This is a genomic window from Aerococcus sp. HMSC23C02, assembly GCF_001806805.1.
GTDB classification, from domain to species: Bacteria; Bacillota; Bacilli; order Lactobacillales; family Aerococcaceae; genus Aerococcus; species Aerococcus sanguinicola.
Genome location: NZ_KV786060.1, coordinates 55,091 through 69,795, shown reverse-complemented (window position 1 = coordinate 69,795; position 14,705 = coordinate 55,091). Strand labels below are relative to the sequence as shown.

Below are 14,705 nucleotides of genomic sequence, written 5' to 3'. Positions count from 1 at the left end.
GAGGACCTATGCAGACACAATTTGTATTCTTAGATGTTGACGGGACGATAACAAATTATCGAAATGAAATTCCTGAATCCGCTGTTAAAGCTATTCGACAAGCTCGAGCGAACGGACACAAGGTCCTGCCAGTGACAGGTCGAAGCAAGGCTGAGATGTACCAAGAGATCCTAGATATTGGATTTGACGGTTATATCGGCGGGAATGGATCTTATATTGAATACCAAGACGAAGTTATTTATGAAGAAGTTCTTTCCCCAGAGGATAGCCAGGCGATTGTCGATTGGCTAGATGACAAAGGCCTAGCCTATTATTTGGAATCTAATAATGGCTTATTCGCAAGCCCAAATTTTGAAGACCGTGGTCGGTCGACCATGCAGGAATATGCAGCCTATAAGGGACAGCCCCATCCCGAAGATATGGACGTACGGAAGTCCTTCCCTGAGATGATTTTCGGTGGAAATTTAAGGCGGACAGATTTGAATAAAGTCTCCTTTATCCTGGAATCCTATGACGATTACCTTGAAGCTAAAGACAAGTTTCCCCACTTGAAAGTCGGAACTTGGGGAGGTAATGGCGAGAAGGCACTCTTCGGTGATATTGGAGTAGCTAATATAACCAAGGCTGGAGCTATCGATAAACTTCTAAGTCTAGTGAATCATCCCAGAGAACAAACCTTAGCGATTGGTGACGCTAAAATTGACCTCTCCATGATTGACTACTGCCAAGTGGGTATAGCCGTTGCCAGTGGAGGCCCAGAAATCAAAGAAGCTGCCGACTATATTACGGCAGCTGTTGATGACGATGGGATTTACAAGGCCTTTAAGCATTTTGAGTTGATTTAAAAATAAAATTAATTTTGCTCACTAAGGAGCTCGTTATCGGAAATTCTTCTATCAACTGTTTGATTTAATTTCATAATATGTTGTAAATTTTGGTCATAGTTCAAAGAAAATATACATGCATATAAACTATTGAAAATAAAAAAGATAGAAGTGGTTGAATTAAAATTACCTATTTTAGAATAGAGTTTTTCATGGGTGCTAAGATTAATATTGTAGAGACTAGCTTTAGACAAGGAGTTTTCTCCAATATGTGTAAAACTAATAATTTTAGCACCTGTTTTTTTTACAAATTTAAGTGAGCGAAGAATCTCTGGATTTTCGCCTGAATAAGAAATAAAAAGAGCGACATCGTTATTACTCATATTAAATGCTGTAAATTCTGGATAATCAAAATTATCAGCGACTTGAATATTGTAACCAATTCGCATCATATTAGTTATAAAGAATTCGACAGCGCTAAGGTTACTTTTAGCAGAAAAGATAACAATTTTAGACGATTTTACGATTAGTTTGCAAATATTTTTGAAATCGTTCTGATTGATTAACTTATGAGAATCATCAATAGATTCTTTCATAACAACAGCAATGTGATTAAAAATTTCTGGGAAATTATCTTTTGAATCAAAAGGAGTATTGGCATCTAAATCGTTAATTGTAGATTTTAAGTAATCTCTTTCTTTGATCAGTTCCTTCTTGAGTTCTACCCAACCAGACAGATTTAATTTTTTAGCTATACGTATAATACTGGTTGGATGAGTATGAGTGTTACTGGCTATATAAGAAGTTGTCATATCTTCGAGATGTTCAATATTTTGAACTAGATAATTAACAATGATTCGTTCAGAGAATGAAAATATATCCATTTCTAGTTTTTCTTTAAGTAACATAAAATTATTCACCTTTCTTGTGTATAATTTTAACAAATTAGACAGCATAATACCTTAAAATTGTGTAAGGTGATTCTAAGTACATAGATCATCTTGATGAAAGAATGAAGTTGCTATAACATATAAATGTAAGCGGATTCATAAAAAGAGAGGATTTGATATTAATGAAAAAAGCACTCATAATTTGTAACGCAGGTATGTCTTCTTCAATGATTGCACAGAAAGTTACCCAATTTTTTGAAGGGCGTGATCTTCCTATACAAGTAGAGGCTACTACAGTTACTAAGGGGAAAGATATTATAGAAAAAGATCAATATGATTTGTACCTATTAAGTCCCCAAGTAAAAATGGCTAGTGAAAATTTAACAAAATCAGCTAAAGCTAAAAATAAACCTTTACTAAATATTGAACCCGAAGCTTATTTACCTACTGAGGAAAGCACAATTAAATTAGCTATGCAAATTTTCCCAGTATTTAAAGAAGATTTAAAAAGAGAGAAAGCTGAAAGAGAGGGTAGATAATGAAATCATCTGAAGTTCAACAAATAGCTTTTCAGATTATCTTATCATCAGCTAACGGTAAAACTTTAGCACATGATGCTATTCAGTTAATGAAAGAGGATAAATTTGAAGAGGCAGAACAAAAACTTGAAGAATCCAATGATGCTTTCATTGAAGCTCATAATGCTCAAACCGAACTTTTGCAGTCATATGCAGGGGGAGAAGAGATTGTAATGGAGATTATTATGGTCCATGCTCAAGATCATTTAATGACAGGAATGTCGTATCGAGATATGGCTTTAGAACTATTAGAAGTTTATAAGCGATTAGCGAATAAGGATTGATAACTATGCAAGTAGTTGAAAACAAAAAAATAAGAGAAAAACAAACAAAAAAAGTTATAAAATTTAATCGATTTTTATGGCAGCGTTATAGTTTAACTCTTTTTTTCTTTGTTAATTTATATTGGCTTATATTTACTATAGGGAGCTATAGTTTAGGAGCGGTTCTTCCTCTGATGCTCTTAATTAGTAATAGTATTGCTTTGATTGAGCAGTTTAAATTATATAATAGACCGACTAATCATTTGAAGTGGAGTAGAAAACATTTTATCCATCAAATGTTAAATTTGATAGTGGTAGTTATTTCACTATTTAGCCAATCATTATTTGAGCAGGTGTTTCCATTTATATCCTATCAAAGCTCTGGGATTACTCTTGTAGTAATTACTAATTTATTAGGAGGAGTCTTGTCTCTACTTAATTTGCATGCTTTGAGGGCTATTTATAACAATAATGACGATTATTATCGAAAAATAAATTATAAGTAGAGGGGGAGAACATTATGTCAGAGAATGCGAATACTGGTTTATTTGCCTTTATGGAAAAATACCTCATGACGCCAATGACAAAACTTTCTCAGACGCAACTGGTTCGTGCTATTCAAGCAACAGGTGTTACAACAATTCCATTTACTATTGTTGGTTCTATGTTTTTGGTTTTTAATATTTTGCCGACAGCTATTCCGGCATTACAATCCTTCTTTGAGAGTACTTTCTTTAGGTTTAGTGAGCTTTATATGCTCGCCAACAAAGCAACAATGGGCGTGTTAGCCTTATATTTTACAATTGCTTTAGGTTACCATTATACGTATATCAAGGTGGAGGATGATAAAGATTTAGATTTAGATCCTATCTACGGAGCAACGCTTGCTCTATTCGGTTTTATCATGACTATACCTCAAATTGTTTGGAAAGATGGCTACATGACAATTGTTCATGTCGTTAGTGAAGAATCAATGATCATCAATGGCTGGGCGCTAGGTGGAGATGGAGTTTCTAGGTTTGGTTCAATTGGAGTATTTGTTGGAATCATTATGGCCATTATTGCAGTGCATGTTTATAAATTCTGTATAGAAAAGAATATAGTAATCAAGATGCCAGCTGCGGTACCGGCAGGAGTTGCTAACTCTTTTACCGCCCTAATTCCAATGTTTATATTAGCGATACTTGTTTTATTAATCAACGCTTTGTTTATCTTTTTAGGGACTGATATTTTTCAAGCTATTCAATTACCATTTATGTTTGTTAGTAACCTTACAGGCACTTGGATTGGCTTTATGATCATTCTCTTCTTAATTCATGCACTTTGGAGTGTTGGGGTTCATGGAGCAACTATTATTTCGAGTATTGTTAATCCTATTTTAATTAATAATATGGCGATGAATGCTTCTGGAGATGCACATGCTACATTAGCTGGTGAATTTTGGAATGCATATGCTTATCCTGGAGGGTCAGGCTCAACTTTACTACTAACATTTATGATGGCAACAATTTGTAAGTCAGAGCAGTTAAAGATTTTAGGCCGAACTTCTGCAGTTCCTGCTATTTTTAATATTAACGAACCCATTATCTTCGGAGTGCCAATGATTTATAATCCTGATATGTTGGTTCCCTTCATACTTGCTCCAATGGTTGCAGGTTCAATTGGTTATTGGGCCACTGAATTAGGCTTTGTGCGTCCCGTTATTGCTTTAATGCCTTGGCCGACGCCTGCAGGAATAGGTGCTTTTGTTAGTACCGGTGATTGGCGAGCAATTCCTGTAGCTTTATTAAGTGTTTTAGGAGCTGGGCTAGTATATTATCCATTCTTAAAGCGTTTTGATAATAAATTAAAAGAGGAAGAGTTGCATAAAGCGGCAGAACTGGCTGCTAATGGTTCTGATGATGCCGAAGCAGCTTTAGATGATTTCTTTAGCTTAGATTAGAAAGAGAGGAAAAAATGGGATTTAGAAAAGGATTCTTATGGGGCGGCGCAACAGCAGCCAATCAATGTGAAGGCGCTTATAATATCGATGGTCGAGGACTAGCTAATGTTGATGTGATACCTATTGAAGATAGAGCAGAAATTGTCACCGGGAAAAGAAAAATGCTTGATTTTGAAGAAGGATACTTCTATCCAGCCAAAGAATCAATCGATATGTATCATCACTATAAAGAGGATATTGCTTTATTTGCAGAGATGGGTTTTAAAACCTATCGTTTCTCGATTGCTTGGTCAAGAATTTTTCCAAATGGAGATGAAATAGGACCTAATGAAAAAGGACTTGAGTTCTATGATAACTTGATTGATGAATTGTTAAAGTATGATATTGAACCTCTTGTAACCATTACTCACTTCGATATTCCGATGCATTTAGTTACTGAGTATGGTGGGTGGCGTGATCGAAAGGTTATTACTTTTTATGAACGATTATGTAAAGTACTATTCAATCGCTACAAGGGTAGAGTTAAATATTGGCTAACTTTTAATGAAATTAATATGCTTCTACACGCACCTTTCATGGGGGCAGGGATTGTCTTTGATGAAGGTGAAGATAAAGAGCAAACACTTTATCAAGCTGCTCATCATGAATTGGTTGCGAGTGCACTTGCAACAAAAATTGCTCATGAAATTGATTCTGATAATAAAGTAGGTTGTATGATGGCTGGGGGAGTGCATTATGCACTTACTCCGAAGCCTGAGGATGTTTGGGGAGCTTATACTAGCGATCGCGAGAACCTCTTCTTTATCGATGTTCAGGCTAGAGGATACTATCCGAATTATGCCCTGAAATACTTTGAACGTAATGGAATTGAGCTAGATATTAATGACGATGATAAGCAGATCTTGAGAGAAAATCCAGTTGATTTTGTTAGTTTTTCTTATTACAATACTCGGATTGGTGTAGCTGCAGATGCCGAAGTAGAAAATGTTGAAAGCAATTTATTCCAAACACCAGATAATCCTTATCTAGAAAAAACAGAATGGAATTGGCCTATTGATCCATTAGGTTTTAGAACAACACTTAATAGTATCTATGATAGATACCAAAAACCACTATTTGTTGTTGAGAATGGATTAGGAGCAGTAGATGAACCAGATGAAACTGGTTATGTGGAAGATGACTATCGAATTAAATATTTGTCTGAACATATTAAGCAAATGCGTGATGCAGTCGATTTAGATGGTGTTGACTTATTGGGCTATACAACATGGGGATGTATTGATTTAGTTTCAGCTGGTACAGGGGAAATGAAGAAGCGGTATGGTTTTATCTATGTTGACCGTGATAATTATGGTAATGGAACTCTAAAACGTTCAAAAAAGAAATCGTTTGACTGGTATAAGAAAGTTATTTCTTCAAATGGAGAAGATTTATCAAATAACTCATAAAAATATGTTTAGTAGATTTTATTCATTATTAACTCAAGAAAGGATACTGAGAATGGCACAATTTCCAAAAGAATTCTTATGGGGCGGTGCAGTGGCTGCCCACCAATTAGAAGGAGGCTGGGATGCTAGTGGCAAAGGCCCCAGTGTGGCGGATGTGTTGACAGCAGGTTCTGTTGAACAACAACGGCAAATTCATCAAGCGATCGATCCAAATGTTTACTATCCTAACCACGAAGCTATTGATTTTTATCATCGCTATAAGGAGGATATTGCATTATTTAAAGAAATGGGTCTTAAGGCTTTTAGGACCTCGATTTACTGGTCACGGATCTTTCCTAAAGGTGATGAAGTTGAGCCAAATGAAGAGGGCCTGCAATTCTATGATGATTTATTTGATGAATTAATTGCCAATGGGATTGAGCCAGTCATCACTTTAACTCACTTTGAGATGCCTCTACACCTGGCTCAGGAATATGGTGGCTTTAAAAATCGCCAAGTGGTTGATTTCTTTATCCATTTTGCAGAGACAGTCTTTGAACGCTACAAAGATAAGGTCAAGTACTGGATGACTTTTAACGAGATTAATAACATGATGGACTATGAGAACCCGATTTTCTTATGGACTAATGCGGGGGTCACGGTTGAAGAGGGAGAAGATGCTGAAGAAGTGATGTATACGGCAGCTCACCACCTTCTCTTGGCCAGTGCTCTAGCGGTCGCTAAGGGGAAAGAAATCAATCCTAACTTCAAGATAGGAACTATGATCTCCCATGTGCCGATTTATCCTAAGAACTGTTTACCTGATAATGTCATGTTGGCTGATGAATCCATGCGCCTTCGCTTCTTCTTCCCTGATATACAAGTGCGAGGCTATTATCCAACTTATGCTTTGAAGAAATTTGAACGTGATCATATCTCTGTTCCTTTCCGAGACGGGGATGAGGAGATTCTAAAAGCTGGAACAGTTGATTACATTGGCTTTAGTTACTATATGTCTAATGTGGTTGATATCGAATCTGAAGAATCCGATGATGCCCACAAAATCCATGGGCAGATTCCATACCAGGTAGAGAACCCCTATCTTGAAGTCAGCGACTGGGGATGGGCAGTTGATCCAGTGGGCCTCCGCTATACCTTGAATCGATTATGGGAGAGATACCAGTTGCCTTTATTCATCGTTGAGAACGGACTTGGTGCTTACGATGAAATTAGCGAGGATGGGCAAATCCATGATGATTATCGGATGGATTATTTGCGGAAGCACATCGAAGAGATGGACAAAGCGATCAATTACGATGGGGTAGAACTCTGGGGCTACACACCTTGGGGCATTATTGATTTGGTTTCATTTACTTCCGGACAGATGTCTAAACGTTACGGCATGATCTATGTTGATCGTAATGACGACGGTTCAGGCTCCTTCGACCGCAAGAAAAAGGATTCTTTCGACTGGTACAAGCAGGTTATTGCAACGAATGGTGAAGATCTTTCTTGGGAAAGTCGGGCCTAGTGTTTTCTGATAGAATTTTTTAATAATCAAAAAGCAAGCTACCTTTTCCGTAGCTTGCTTTTTTCAATCCTATTCCTCCGGCAAATACCGATCCACCTTCATCCGCAGCTTATACTTAGCCCTTAGCTCCGCAATTTCGGCCATCATGGGTGACTTGTGGTGGGCGTCGAGGGCCGCTTGGTCGGTCCAGGTGTCGATGAGCAGGAGGCTCTCGGGATCTTCTAGGGGGATGAAGTAGTCATAGCGCAGGTTGCCGGGCTGCTGGCGGATGCGGTCGACCACGCCGCGGTCCAACATTTCCTGGGCAAATTTCTTGGCATTATCGCCTTGGCCGCTGTAGATGATGTTAATTACTAGTGTCATAAGCTACCTCCTGTGTCTGTTCATTGTCTCATTAAGTCTAGTCTAGCATGTCTAGCGCACAAGGTCTAAGCCTTTGTGCTATACTAAGGGACATCTTAACGAATAAAGGGGATGCCATGATGAGATTTAGACCCATTCAAGCCAAGGACGATGCCCCGATCGCCAGCATTATCCGCTCTTCCTTGGAGTCCTTTCATTTAGACCAACCAGGGACAGCTTATTATGACCCTGAGCTCGACCAGCTGAGTCTCTTCTACCAAGCTAAGCCTGACGAGAGAGCTTATTATGTGGCGGTTGACAATAGCGGCCAAGTTTTGGGCGGCGTTGGTTTTGCGAAATGCGAGCTATTCGACCAGTGTGCGGAATTACAGAAGATCTACCTATCTCCCCAAGCCCAGGGCCGGGGACTGGGCCGCGCTTTGATGGAATTGGTCATCGATAAGGCCAGGGAAGCGGGCTATCAGAAACTCTACCTGGAAACCCACTCCAGCCTGGAAACAGCAATTATCCTCTACCTCAAGTATGACTTCAAAGAAATCCCCCAACCCGAGAACTTGATCCACACCAGCATGGACCGATTTTTCTTGAAGGACTTATAGGGTACTTTTTAGATATTTTTGAACACCTAAAGGCAGTAGACGCATTGATCTACTGCCTTTTTTAAATGATTTATTTTATTAGTGGAACTTTGAAAGTGGTCGTTAGCCATACATAGGCTAGCGCCTTTAGCTTTGGCTCTTGGAGTAAGTTGGGACAAGAGTAAGCAAGGTTTGCAGCTTTCCAAGGGTCAGGCCTGATATCCACTTCACGAACCTCTTAAAAAAAGACTTTATTTCATAAATTTTGAGAAGACATCTGATAGTTTATCGACCATTTCTTCTTTGCTAACTTCGTCTCTATGTTTAAACCACCAGTTGATACATTGACTGATTGTTCCAATAAATACTTGTGTCATTAAAACGGGTTCAGCTATGAATTGTACGCCATTTTTTGCATCCTCTTCTATATGTTTTTGCAAGTCTTCTGATAAATCGTTTGTGGTATCTAACATGGTTAGGAAGATACTGTTATGATGGTTCATTGCCGATTGGATTAAATGTTCATTTTTATCTATGAAATCCATACCTATTTTTAATAAAGTTTTGTAATAGTCTAAGGGGTCATGAGGGTCGATGTTCTTCTCAGCGTCTTTAATAAATTGAAGACGTAAATAGCGTATCATAAATGCACAAAAATCATACTTATCTGAAAAATGCTTATAAAAAGTCGCACGTCTTGTCATTGCTTTTTCGCATAATTCATTGACTGTTATGTCTTCAAAAACTTTTTCTTCCAATAAATTAATAAAAGCTTCAAATAGTGCATGATATGTTTTTTGCACGCGTAAATCTAATTTTTCATTCATTTTTCAATCTCCTTACTGAAATTAAACGTACATTTTAGGCAAAAATGTCAATTATCTGGCAAAGGCTACTTATTTGTATCTTGTTGATTCTATAGCAAAAGTAGTATACTTCATAAGCGTAACAAATGTCAATTTATTATCAAATGTCTTTGCTACAAAAAGAAAGCGAGGTATTCAATGGATATTATCAATGTAGAACATTTAACTAAAGATTATGGTCACAATAGAGGTATATTTGATGTATCTTTCACTGTTAAAAAAGGAGAGGTCTTTGGTTTTCTAGGACCAAATGGAGCTGGAAAAACAACGACAATTAGACACATTATGGGATTTTCGAAACCGCAATCTGGAATGACCCTAGTTAACGGGAAGAATAGTTGGGAAAAATATTATGATATTCAAAAGGACTTAGGCTATCTCCCGGGGGAAATCGCCCTCCCAGAGTCTTTAACGGGAACGGAATTTATTCAGATGATGGCAGATTTAAGAGGTCTCAAAGATATGTCCTATACAGACCACTTACTGGAAGTCTTTGAATTAGATCCATCTGGTTCTTTAAAAAGAATGTCTTTAGGTATGAAAAGAAAATTAGCCGTTGTAACTGCATTTATGCATGACCCGCAAATTTTGATTTTGGATGAACCTACCAGTGGATTAGACCCTGTTATGCAAAGCCGTTTTATTGACTTTATTCTGCAAGAGAAAGAGAGAGGAAAAACAGTTTTATTATCATCTCATATTTTCTCTGAAATTGATGCGACTTGTGACCGCATTGCAATCATTAAAGACGGCCACTTAGTATCAACTTTTATCGCTGATGACTTGCGACATAATAAAAATAAAACCTTCAAAATTGAATTTTTGACTGCTGAAGATTATGAAAGCTTTGTAGAAAATACAAAATTTGAAATTAGCTTAAAAAAGCCGCATAAAAATCAGGTTAAAGTATCTTTTAATGATGAAGACATTAAAGCACTAGTGATGGAGTTAAGTCGATATAGAATTCGCTTCTTGTCAGAAATAAAATTTACTTTGGAAGATTATTTTATGTCGTATTATGACCGAAATGAAGGAGGAAATGAAAATGTCACTAATTGAAGTGCATAACATTACAAAGGATTATGGTGAAGGTCGAGGAAATTTTGACATTTCTTTTTCTGTAGAAGAAGGTCAGGTTTTTGGATTTGTCGGAGTGAATGGCGCAGGTAAAACAACCCTTATCCGTCAAATGATGGGCTTTTTAGAGTCAGATAATGGGGACATCAAGATTAACAGTTTAGATAGTTGGAAAGATTCTGCAAAAATTAAAAAGTTGGTGGGCTATGTACCGGGAGAGATTGCATTTCCAGATTCACCTACCGGCAATGATTTTTTTAAAAAGCAAGCGGAACTGCTCGAGTTAAAAGATATGTCTTTTGCCAAGGAAATTATAGCAACCTTTCAACTAGATCCCTCTGCTAATTTAAAACGTATGAGTAAAGGGATGAAACAAAAAACGGCAATCGTAGCAGCTTTTATGGCAGATCCGGATATTTTAATTTTGGATGAACCAACAACAGGTCTAGATCCTTTGATGAGAAAGGACTTTATCGAACTCATAAACAGAGAGAAGAAAAGAGGTAAAACTATTTTTATGTCCAGTCATATGTTTGAAGAAGTTGAAAACACTTGTGATCTTGTGGCCTTTATCAAAGATGGGAAGATTGTCGACATAAAAGATACTAAGTCTATCCGGCATAATGAAAATAAAAAGTATAAAGTTGAATTTGAGTCTTTTGAAGAATATAAGCGATATACAGAGAATGAGCAATTCCATTTTTCTGAACTGCGAGACAAACAAAATCAGGTGATTGTCAATATTCATGATACAGAAATCAATGCCTTCTTAGAGTCATTGAAAGATTATGAGTTGAAATTTATGACTGAAATCAAGTATTCATTAGAGCAGTACTTTAAAGAATTATATTAGGGGGAATTTTATGTTTAGTAAAACACTTTTTAAGCAAACGGTTAAGCAAAATTGGAAGTTATGGGCAGTATTTACGGCGCTGACAGCAATCGTTGCTTCTGTATTTATTGCTATTTATGATCCAAAAGCCATGCAGGGTATGAGCGAAATGATTGCCAGCACTGGATTAGCCAGTATGATGGGGGATAGACTGGATGGTTTGAGTTCTTTGTTGGGAATGTTAGGAGAAAACTTTTACGGCGGTATTTTAGGGAGTATTCTGCCGATTATTTATGTGATTATGACATGTAATACATTGGTTGCGTCACAAGTAGACAAAGGGTCAATGGCTTATACACTGTCTACACCTATAAAACGTTCTAAGGTGGTCATCACTCAGGCAGTTTATATGATTGGCAGTTTATTTCTCATGTACTCAGTTGTTGTAATGGTGGGCTTAGGTTCTTTACAAGTTTTCCATAACGGCCTATGGGGAGAATCTTATACAGCTGACATTACGGCTATCGCCGAGGAAAGTGGAAAATCAGAAGATTATCTGGAAGATAACATCCCCTCCATTATGGACAATGAAAATGCATTAAAAACAGGAGCGAAAGCAAGAAATATCGATGAAGATGTTTACAAAAATTATTTGAATTTAGTCTTGGAAGATAAGGCTGATGAAGCGATCGCAAATACTTTAAATAAGGATGTAGAAGATGTTTCTGGACATTATGATGACATACTAAATAATGAAAAAGCCCTTGAAGCTGGGGCAGAAGTCTTTGATATATCTTCTGATGAGTATAAGGCATTAGTCACTCAAAAAGCACAGTCTAGTTCGATGCAGAAAGACCAGCAGGAAGCTCTTCAGGCACAATTCCTTAAAGCTTTAAGTGCGGGTGCTGATGAACTCGATATTGATGAAGAAGAATTGAAGAATGACTTGACCTTATTAAAAGACAATTCAAAAGCCATGGAAAAGGCTAGTTCAGCTTCTGGATTAAAAGAAGAAGTCTTGACTTCTGTAATCAACCAGCAATTAGCAAGTTCTGAACTTGCTTTAGATGAAGGTATTGACTTTAATATAAAAGACTATATCATCTTAAACTTTGGGGCCTTCTTATTGATGTTTGCTTATTCGGGCATATCCTTTATGTTCTCATGTATCTTCAACTTAACAAAGTATTCATTAGCTTTTGGTGCTGGGATACCGATTGCAAGTATATTGTTTTCAGTAATGGCTACGACAAGTTCAGATTTAGAGTTTCTAAAATATGCTTCATTAAATACGCTATATGATACATCTGCCATCGTGAACGAAGGAAGTTATGGGGTGAACCTTACCGCATTATTTGTAATCGGTAGTCTGCTTTATGGTATCGGTGTTGAAGTATTTAAGCGAAAAGATTTACCATTATAAATGCAAGATATTCCAAGATGGACCACTTCTTCTTGAAGGATTTATAAGACACTCTTTAGATGTTTTTGAAAGCCTAAAGGCAGTAGACGCATTGATCTACTGCCTTTTTGAAATATCTATTGAAGGGTCAAAGGCCCAAATTTAAAAGCGAAACGGATGCTTAATAGCAGAACTAAAAAAGATAATTGGTTAAATTAATCCTTCAGCACATAGCGTTGGAGGGCCCGTGAGACGCCGCGGTCATTGTTGGATGCGGTGACGACATCAGCCTGGTCTTGGACGGCTTGGGGGGCGTTGGCCATGGCGACACCGAGTCCAGCGGCCTGGAGCATGGGGACGTCGTTGAAGTTGTCGCCCAGGGTCAGGCAATTGGCCAGGGGAACTTGGTAGAAGGCCGCCACTTCCTTGAGAGCGTGTTCCTTGGAGACCGATTGGTGGGTGATCTCCAGGTAATTGGCCTTGGACAGGTAGCAGGCGCTATGCTTCAGGGGTAGGGTCTCGAGGAAGGCCTGGACCTCCGCAATGACTTCCGCTTCATCGATCAAGAGCAGCTTGTGGGCGACCCGGTCTCCCTGGGTAAAAACTTCCTGGAGGTCTTTGACAATGGGGTGGTCGCCCGTGATCTGGTGCTCGATATCGGTCCACTGATTGTGGGCATTGACCAGCCAATCGGTGCCGGAATACCAGCCGATAGCGACTTGTGGGAAGTGTTCTTGAACCTGGTCTAAGATAAGCCCCAGGTCATCGCGGTCTAGGCCGTGCTCTGCGATAATCTCGTAATCCTTAGCGTCGCCCGAAAGGATGAGGGCACCGTTGTAACAGGCCAGGGGCGACCGGTCCAAGTCTAGGGCTTCCATCAAGGGGAACATACCGTGGGGCGACCGGGCAGAGGCTAGGATGAAGGGAATCTGCCGAGGCTTGAGGGCTTGGACGGCTTCCTTGAGACCGGGGTCTAAAGCCTGTTGGTCGGTCAGGATGGTGCCGTCAATATCGGTCAGGATGAGTTGGATATAAGGTGTTGGCATACTAGGCTCCTTCCTATTGGCTAATAATCACTTGGACTTGGGCATCTTTGGGCAGGTCAGGCGCTTGGTCCGTGATCAGATAGTCGAATTGGTCGATCGAACCGGCTGAATAAGGCGCGGTTCTTTGACATTTAGAGGCTTCTGCGAGCAGGATCTTGGTCTTGGCCTGCTTGAGGATGATTTCCTTCAGATAAGCGTCCTCCGCATCGTCATAGGTCACTTCGCCGTCCTGGAGGCCCGCTGCCCCAATGAAGGCCAGGTCGAAGTGGATCTTGGCCAGGACTTGGGCAGTGTCCAATCCATAGTAGAAACGATTCTTAGGGAAAAATTGTCCGCCCAGCAAGTGAAGCTCGTAGGGCTCCTCGCCGCTCAACATAATGGCGTTGTCCAGGGAATGGGTATAAACCGTCACGCCAGTCTCTAATTGCTGGGCCAGCTGGAGGACCAGGGTAGACACGTCGAAGAAACAAAGCTGGCCTTCCTCCAAGAAAGCCGCCGCCTCCTGGGCAATGGCCGCCTTGACCTGGCTAAATGCCTGCAAACGGTCGTTAAAGCCTGGAATGGTCGGCTGAGACTGCCGGGGCACAATCCCGCCATGGGTCCGCCGCACCAGCCCCTGGTCCTCTAACTTAGTAAAATCGCGCCGAATTGTGTCCCGGGACACATCAAAATAAGCCATCATCTCTTGGTTAGATAGCTGCTTTCGGCTTTCAAGCAAACGCATCATCTCCGCCAAACGCTGCTCTTGGTACATGGAACCGCCTCCTTTTTACTTATAATTTAGCAGATTATATCTAAAAATACAAGCGTTTATAAGTGTTAATAAGGGAATATAAGTAATTAGCAATATGAAAACCCGCCTCAAAGCAGTCATTCAAACTGAATTGAGACGGGTTATTCTTATTTTTGTAATACTATTTATTTAATTATCAGCTTTGGAAACTGATAGTATGACATAATTTTTTAGCTATTCACTTTTGAGCAGGAGTGAAGTGTTGAAGTTGGCCCTTAGCCATGTCCAAGAAAGCGATGTGAATTAGGGATAGTTGGCGGTAAGCCTTACTAGCCCTTTGAAGCTCGCTAGGC

At 39.1% G+C, this 14,705-nt stretch carries 16 protein-coding genes; 11 read left to right on the top strand and 5 right to left on the bottom strand.

Features of this window, described 5'->3' with window-relative positions:
• Positions 1-8 precede the first annotated feature (8 nt).
• Positions 9-845 carry a Cof-type HAD-IIB family hydrolase gene (locus HMPREF3090_RS07010; RefSeq protein WP_070486246.1) on the top strand — a complete coding sequence of 279 codons (837 nt, stop codon included), beginning with the start codon at positions 9-11 and terminating at the stop codon, positions 843-845.
• 8 nt (positions 846-853) lie between these two features.
• On the opposite strand, the gene HMPREF3090_RS07005 is transcribed toward HMPREF3090_RS07010, so the two are convergent.
• Positions 854-1,732: a MurR/RpiR family transcriptional regulator gene (locus HMPREF3090_RS07005; protein ID WP_070486244.1), complete on the bottom strand. Its 879-nt coding sequence runs from the start codon at positions 1,730-1,732 to the stop codon at positions 854-856.
• 164 nt (positions 1,733-1,896) lie between these two features.
• Here HMPREF3090_RS07005 and HMPREF3090_RS07000 point away from each other — a divergent pair, with 164 nt between their 5' ends.
• Genes HMPREF3090_RS07000 through HMPREF3090_RS06975 form a run of 6 tightly spaced genes read left to right on the top strand, consistent with a single transcriptional unit; the run spans position 1,897 to position 7,455 of the window.
• A complete protein-coding gene (locus tag HMPREF3090_RS07000) occupies positions 1,897-2,253 on the top strand; it encodes a PTS cellobiose transporter subunit IIB (RefSeq protein WP_070486242.1) in 357 nt (118 codons plus the stop codon).
• Positions 2,253-2,576 (top strand): PTS lactose/cellobiose transporter subunit IIA, encoded by a 324-nt coding sequence (locus HMPREF3090_RS06995; RefSeq protein ID WP_070486240.1) that lies wholly within the window; start codon positions 2,253-2,255, stop codon positions 2,574-2,576. The genes HMPREF3090_RS07000 and HMPREF3090_RS06995 overlap by 1 nt, the downstream gene beginning before the upstream one ends.
• 5 nt (positions 2,577-2,581) lie before the next feature.
• Positions 2,582-3,061: a hypothetical protein gene (locus HMPREF3090_RS06990; RefSeq protein ID WP_070486238.1), complete on the top strand. Its 480-nt coding sequence runs from the start codon at positions 2,582-2,584 to the stop codon at positions 3,059-3,061.
• Between the two features lie 14 nt (positions 3,062-3,075).
• Complete coding sequence (gene celB, locus HMPREF3090_RS06985; protein ID WP_070486237.1) at positions 3,076-4,497, top strand: PTS cellobiose transporter subunit IIC; 1,422 nt, start codon at positions 3,076-3,078, stop codon at positions 4,495-4,497.
• Between the two features lie 14 nt (positions 4,498-4,511).
• A complete protein-coding gene (locus HMPREF3090_RS06980; RefSeq protein ID WP_070486235.1) occupies positions 4,512-5,945 on the top strand; it encodes a 6-phospho-beta-glucosidase in 1,434 nt (477 codons plus the stop codon).
• A gap of 52 nt (positions 5,946-5,997) precedes the next feature.
• The gene (locus tag HMPREF3090_RS06975) at positions 5,998-7,455 is read left to right on the top strand and encodes a 6-phospho-beta-glucosidase (protein ID WP_070486233.1); all 1,458 of its coding nucleotides are present in this window, start codon (positions 5,998-6,000) and stop codon (positions 7,453-7,455) included.
• 69 nt (positions 7,456-7,524) lie between these two features.
• Here HMPREF3090_RS06975 and HMPREF3090_RS06970 read toward each other — a convergent pair whose 3' ends face one another.
• Positions 7,525-7,818: a putative quinol monooxygenase gene (locus HMPREF3090_RS06970; RefSeq protein ID WP_070486231.1), complete on the bottom strand. Its 294-nt coding sequence runs from the start codon at positions 7,816-7,818 to the stop codon at positions 7,525-7,527.
• Positions 7,819-7,934: 116 nt separating this feature from the next.
• Between HMPREF3090_RS06970 and HMPREF3090_RS06965 the strand changes: the two genes are divergently transcribed.
• Positions 7,935-8,417, top strand: a complete 483-nt coding sequence (locus HMPREF3090_RS06965; RefSeq protein ID WP_230080802.1) for a GNAT family N-acetyltransferase — start codon at positions 7,935-7,937, stop codon at positions 8,415-8,417.
• A gap of 230 nt (positions 8,418-8,647) precedes the next feature.
• Here the strand turns inward: HMPREF3090_RS06965 and HMPREF3090_RS06960 are convergent, their stop codons facing one another.
• On the bottom strand, positions 8,648-9,223 hold the full coding sequence (locus tag HMPREF3090_RS06960; protein ID WP_070486227.1) for a TetR/AcrR family transcriptional regulator: 576 nt from the start codon (positions 9,221-9,223) through the stop codon (positions 8,648-8,650).
• Positions 9,224-9,400: 177 nt separating this feature from the next.
• On the opposite strand from HMPREF3090_RS06960, the gene HMPREF3090_RS06955 reads away from it, so the two are divergent.
• The 3 genes from HMPREF3090_RS06955 to HMPREF3090_RS06945 are packed head-to-tail and all read left to right on the top strand — an operon-like array spanning position 9,401 to position 12,594.
• Positions 9,401-10,321, top strand: coding sequence for an ABC transporter ATP-binding protein (locus tag HMPREF3090_RS06955; RefSeq protein WP_070486225.1), 921 nt, complete (start codon positions 9,401-9,403; stop codon positions 10,319-10,321).
• Positions 10,308-11,192 (top strand): ABC transporter ATP-binding protein, encoded by an 885-nt coding sequence (locus tag HMPREF3090_RS06950; RefSeq protein ID WP_070486223.1) that lies wholly within the window; start codon positions 10,308-10,310, stop codon positions 11,190-11,192. The genes HMPREF3090_RS06955 and HMPREF3090_RS06950 overlap by 14 nt, the downstream gene beginning before the upstream one ends.
• Before the next feature lie 10 nt (positions 11,193-11,202).
• Positions 11,203-12,594 carry a nucleoside triphosphate pyrophosphohydrolase family protein gene (locus HMPREF3090_RS06945; RefSeq protein ID WP_070486221.1) on the top strand — a complete coding sequence of 464 codons (1,392 nt, stop codon included), beginning with the start codon at positions 11,203-11,205 and terminating at the stop codon, positions 12,592-12,594.
• Positions 12,595-12,788: 194 nt separating this feature from the next.
• Here HMPREF3090_RS06945 and HMPREF3090_RS06940 read toward each other — a convergent pair whose 3' ends face one another.
• The gene (locus tag HMPREF3090_RS06940) at positions 12,789-13,619 is read right to left on the bottom strand and encodes an HAD family hydrolase (RefSeq protein WP_070486219.1); all 831 of its coding nucleotides are present in this window, start codon (positions 13,617-13,619) and stop codon (positions 12,789-12,791) included.
• Positions 13,620-13,632: 13 nt separating this feature from the next.
• Positions 13,633-14,373 (bottom strand): DeoR/GlpR family DNA-binding transcription regulator, encoded by a 741-nt coding sequence (locus tag HMPREF3090_RS06935; protein WP_067974207.1) that lies wholly within the window; start codon positions 14,371-14,373, stop codon positions 13,633-13,635.
• Positions 14,374-14,705: the final 332 nt, after the last annotated feature.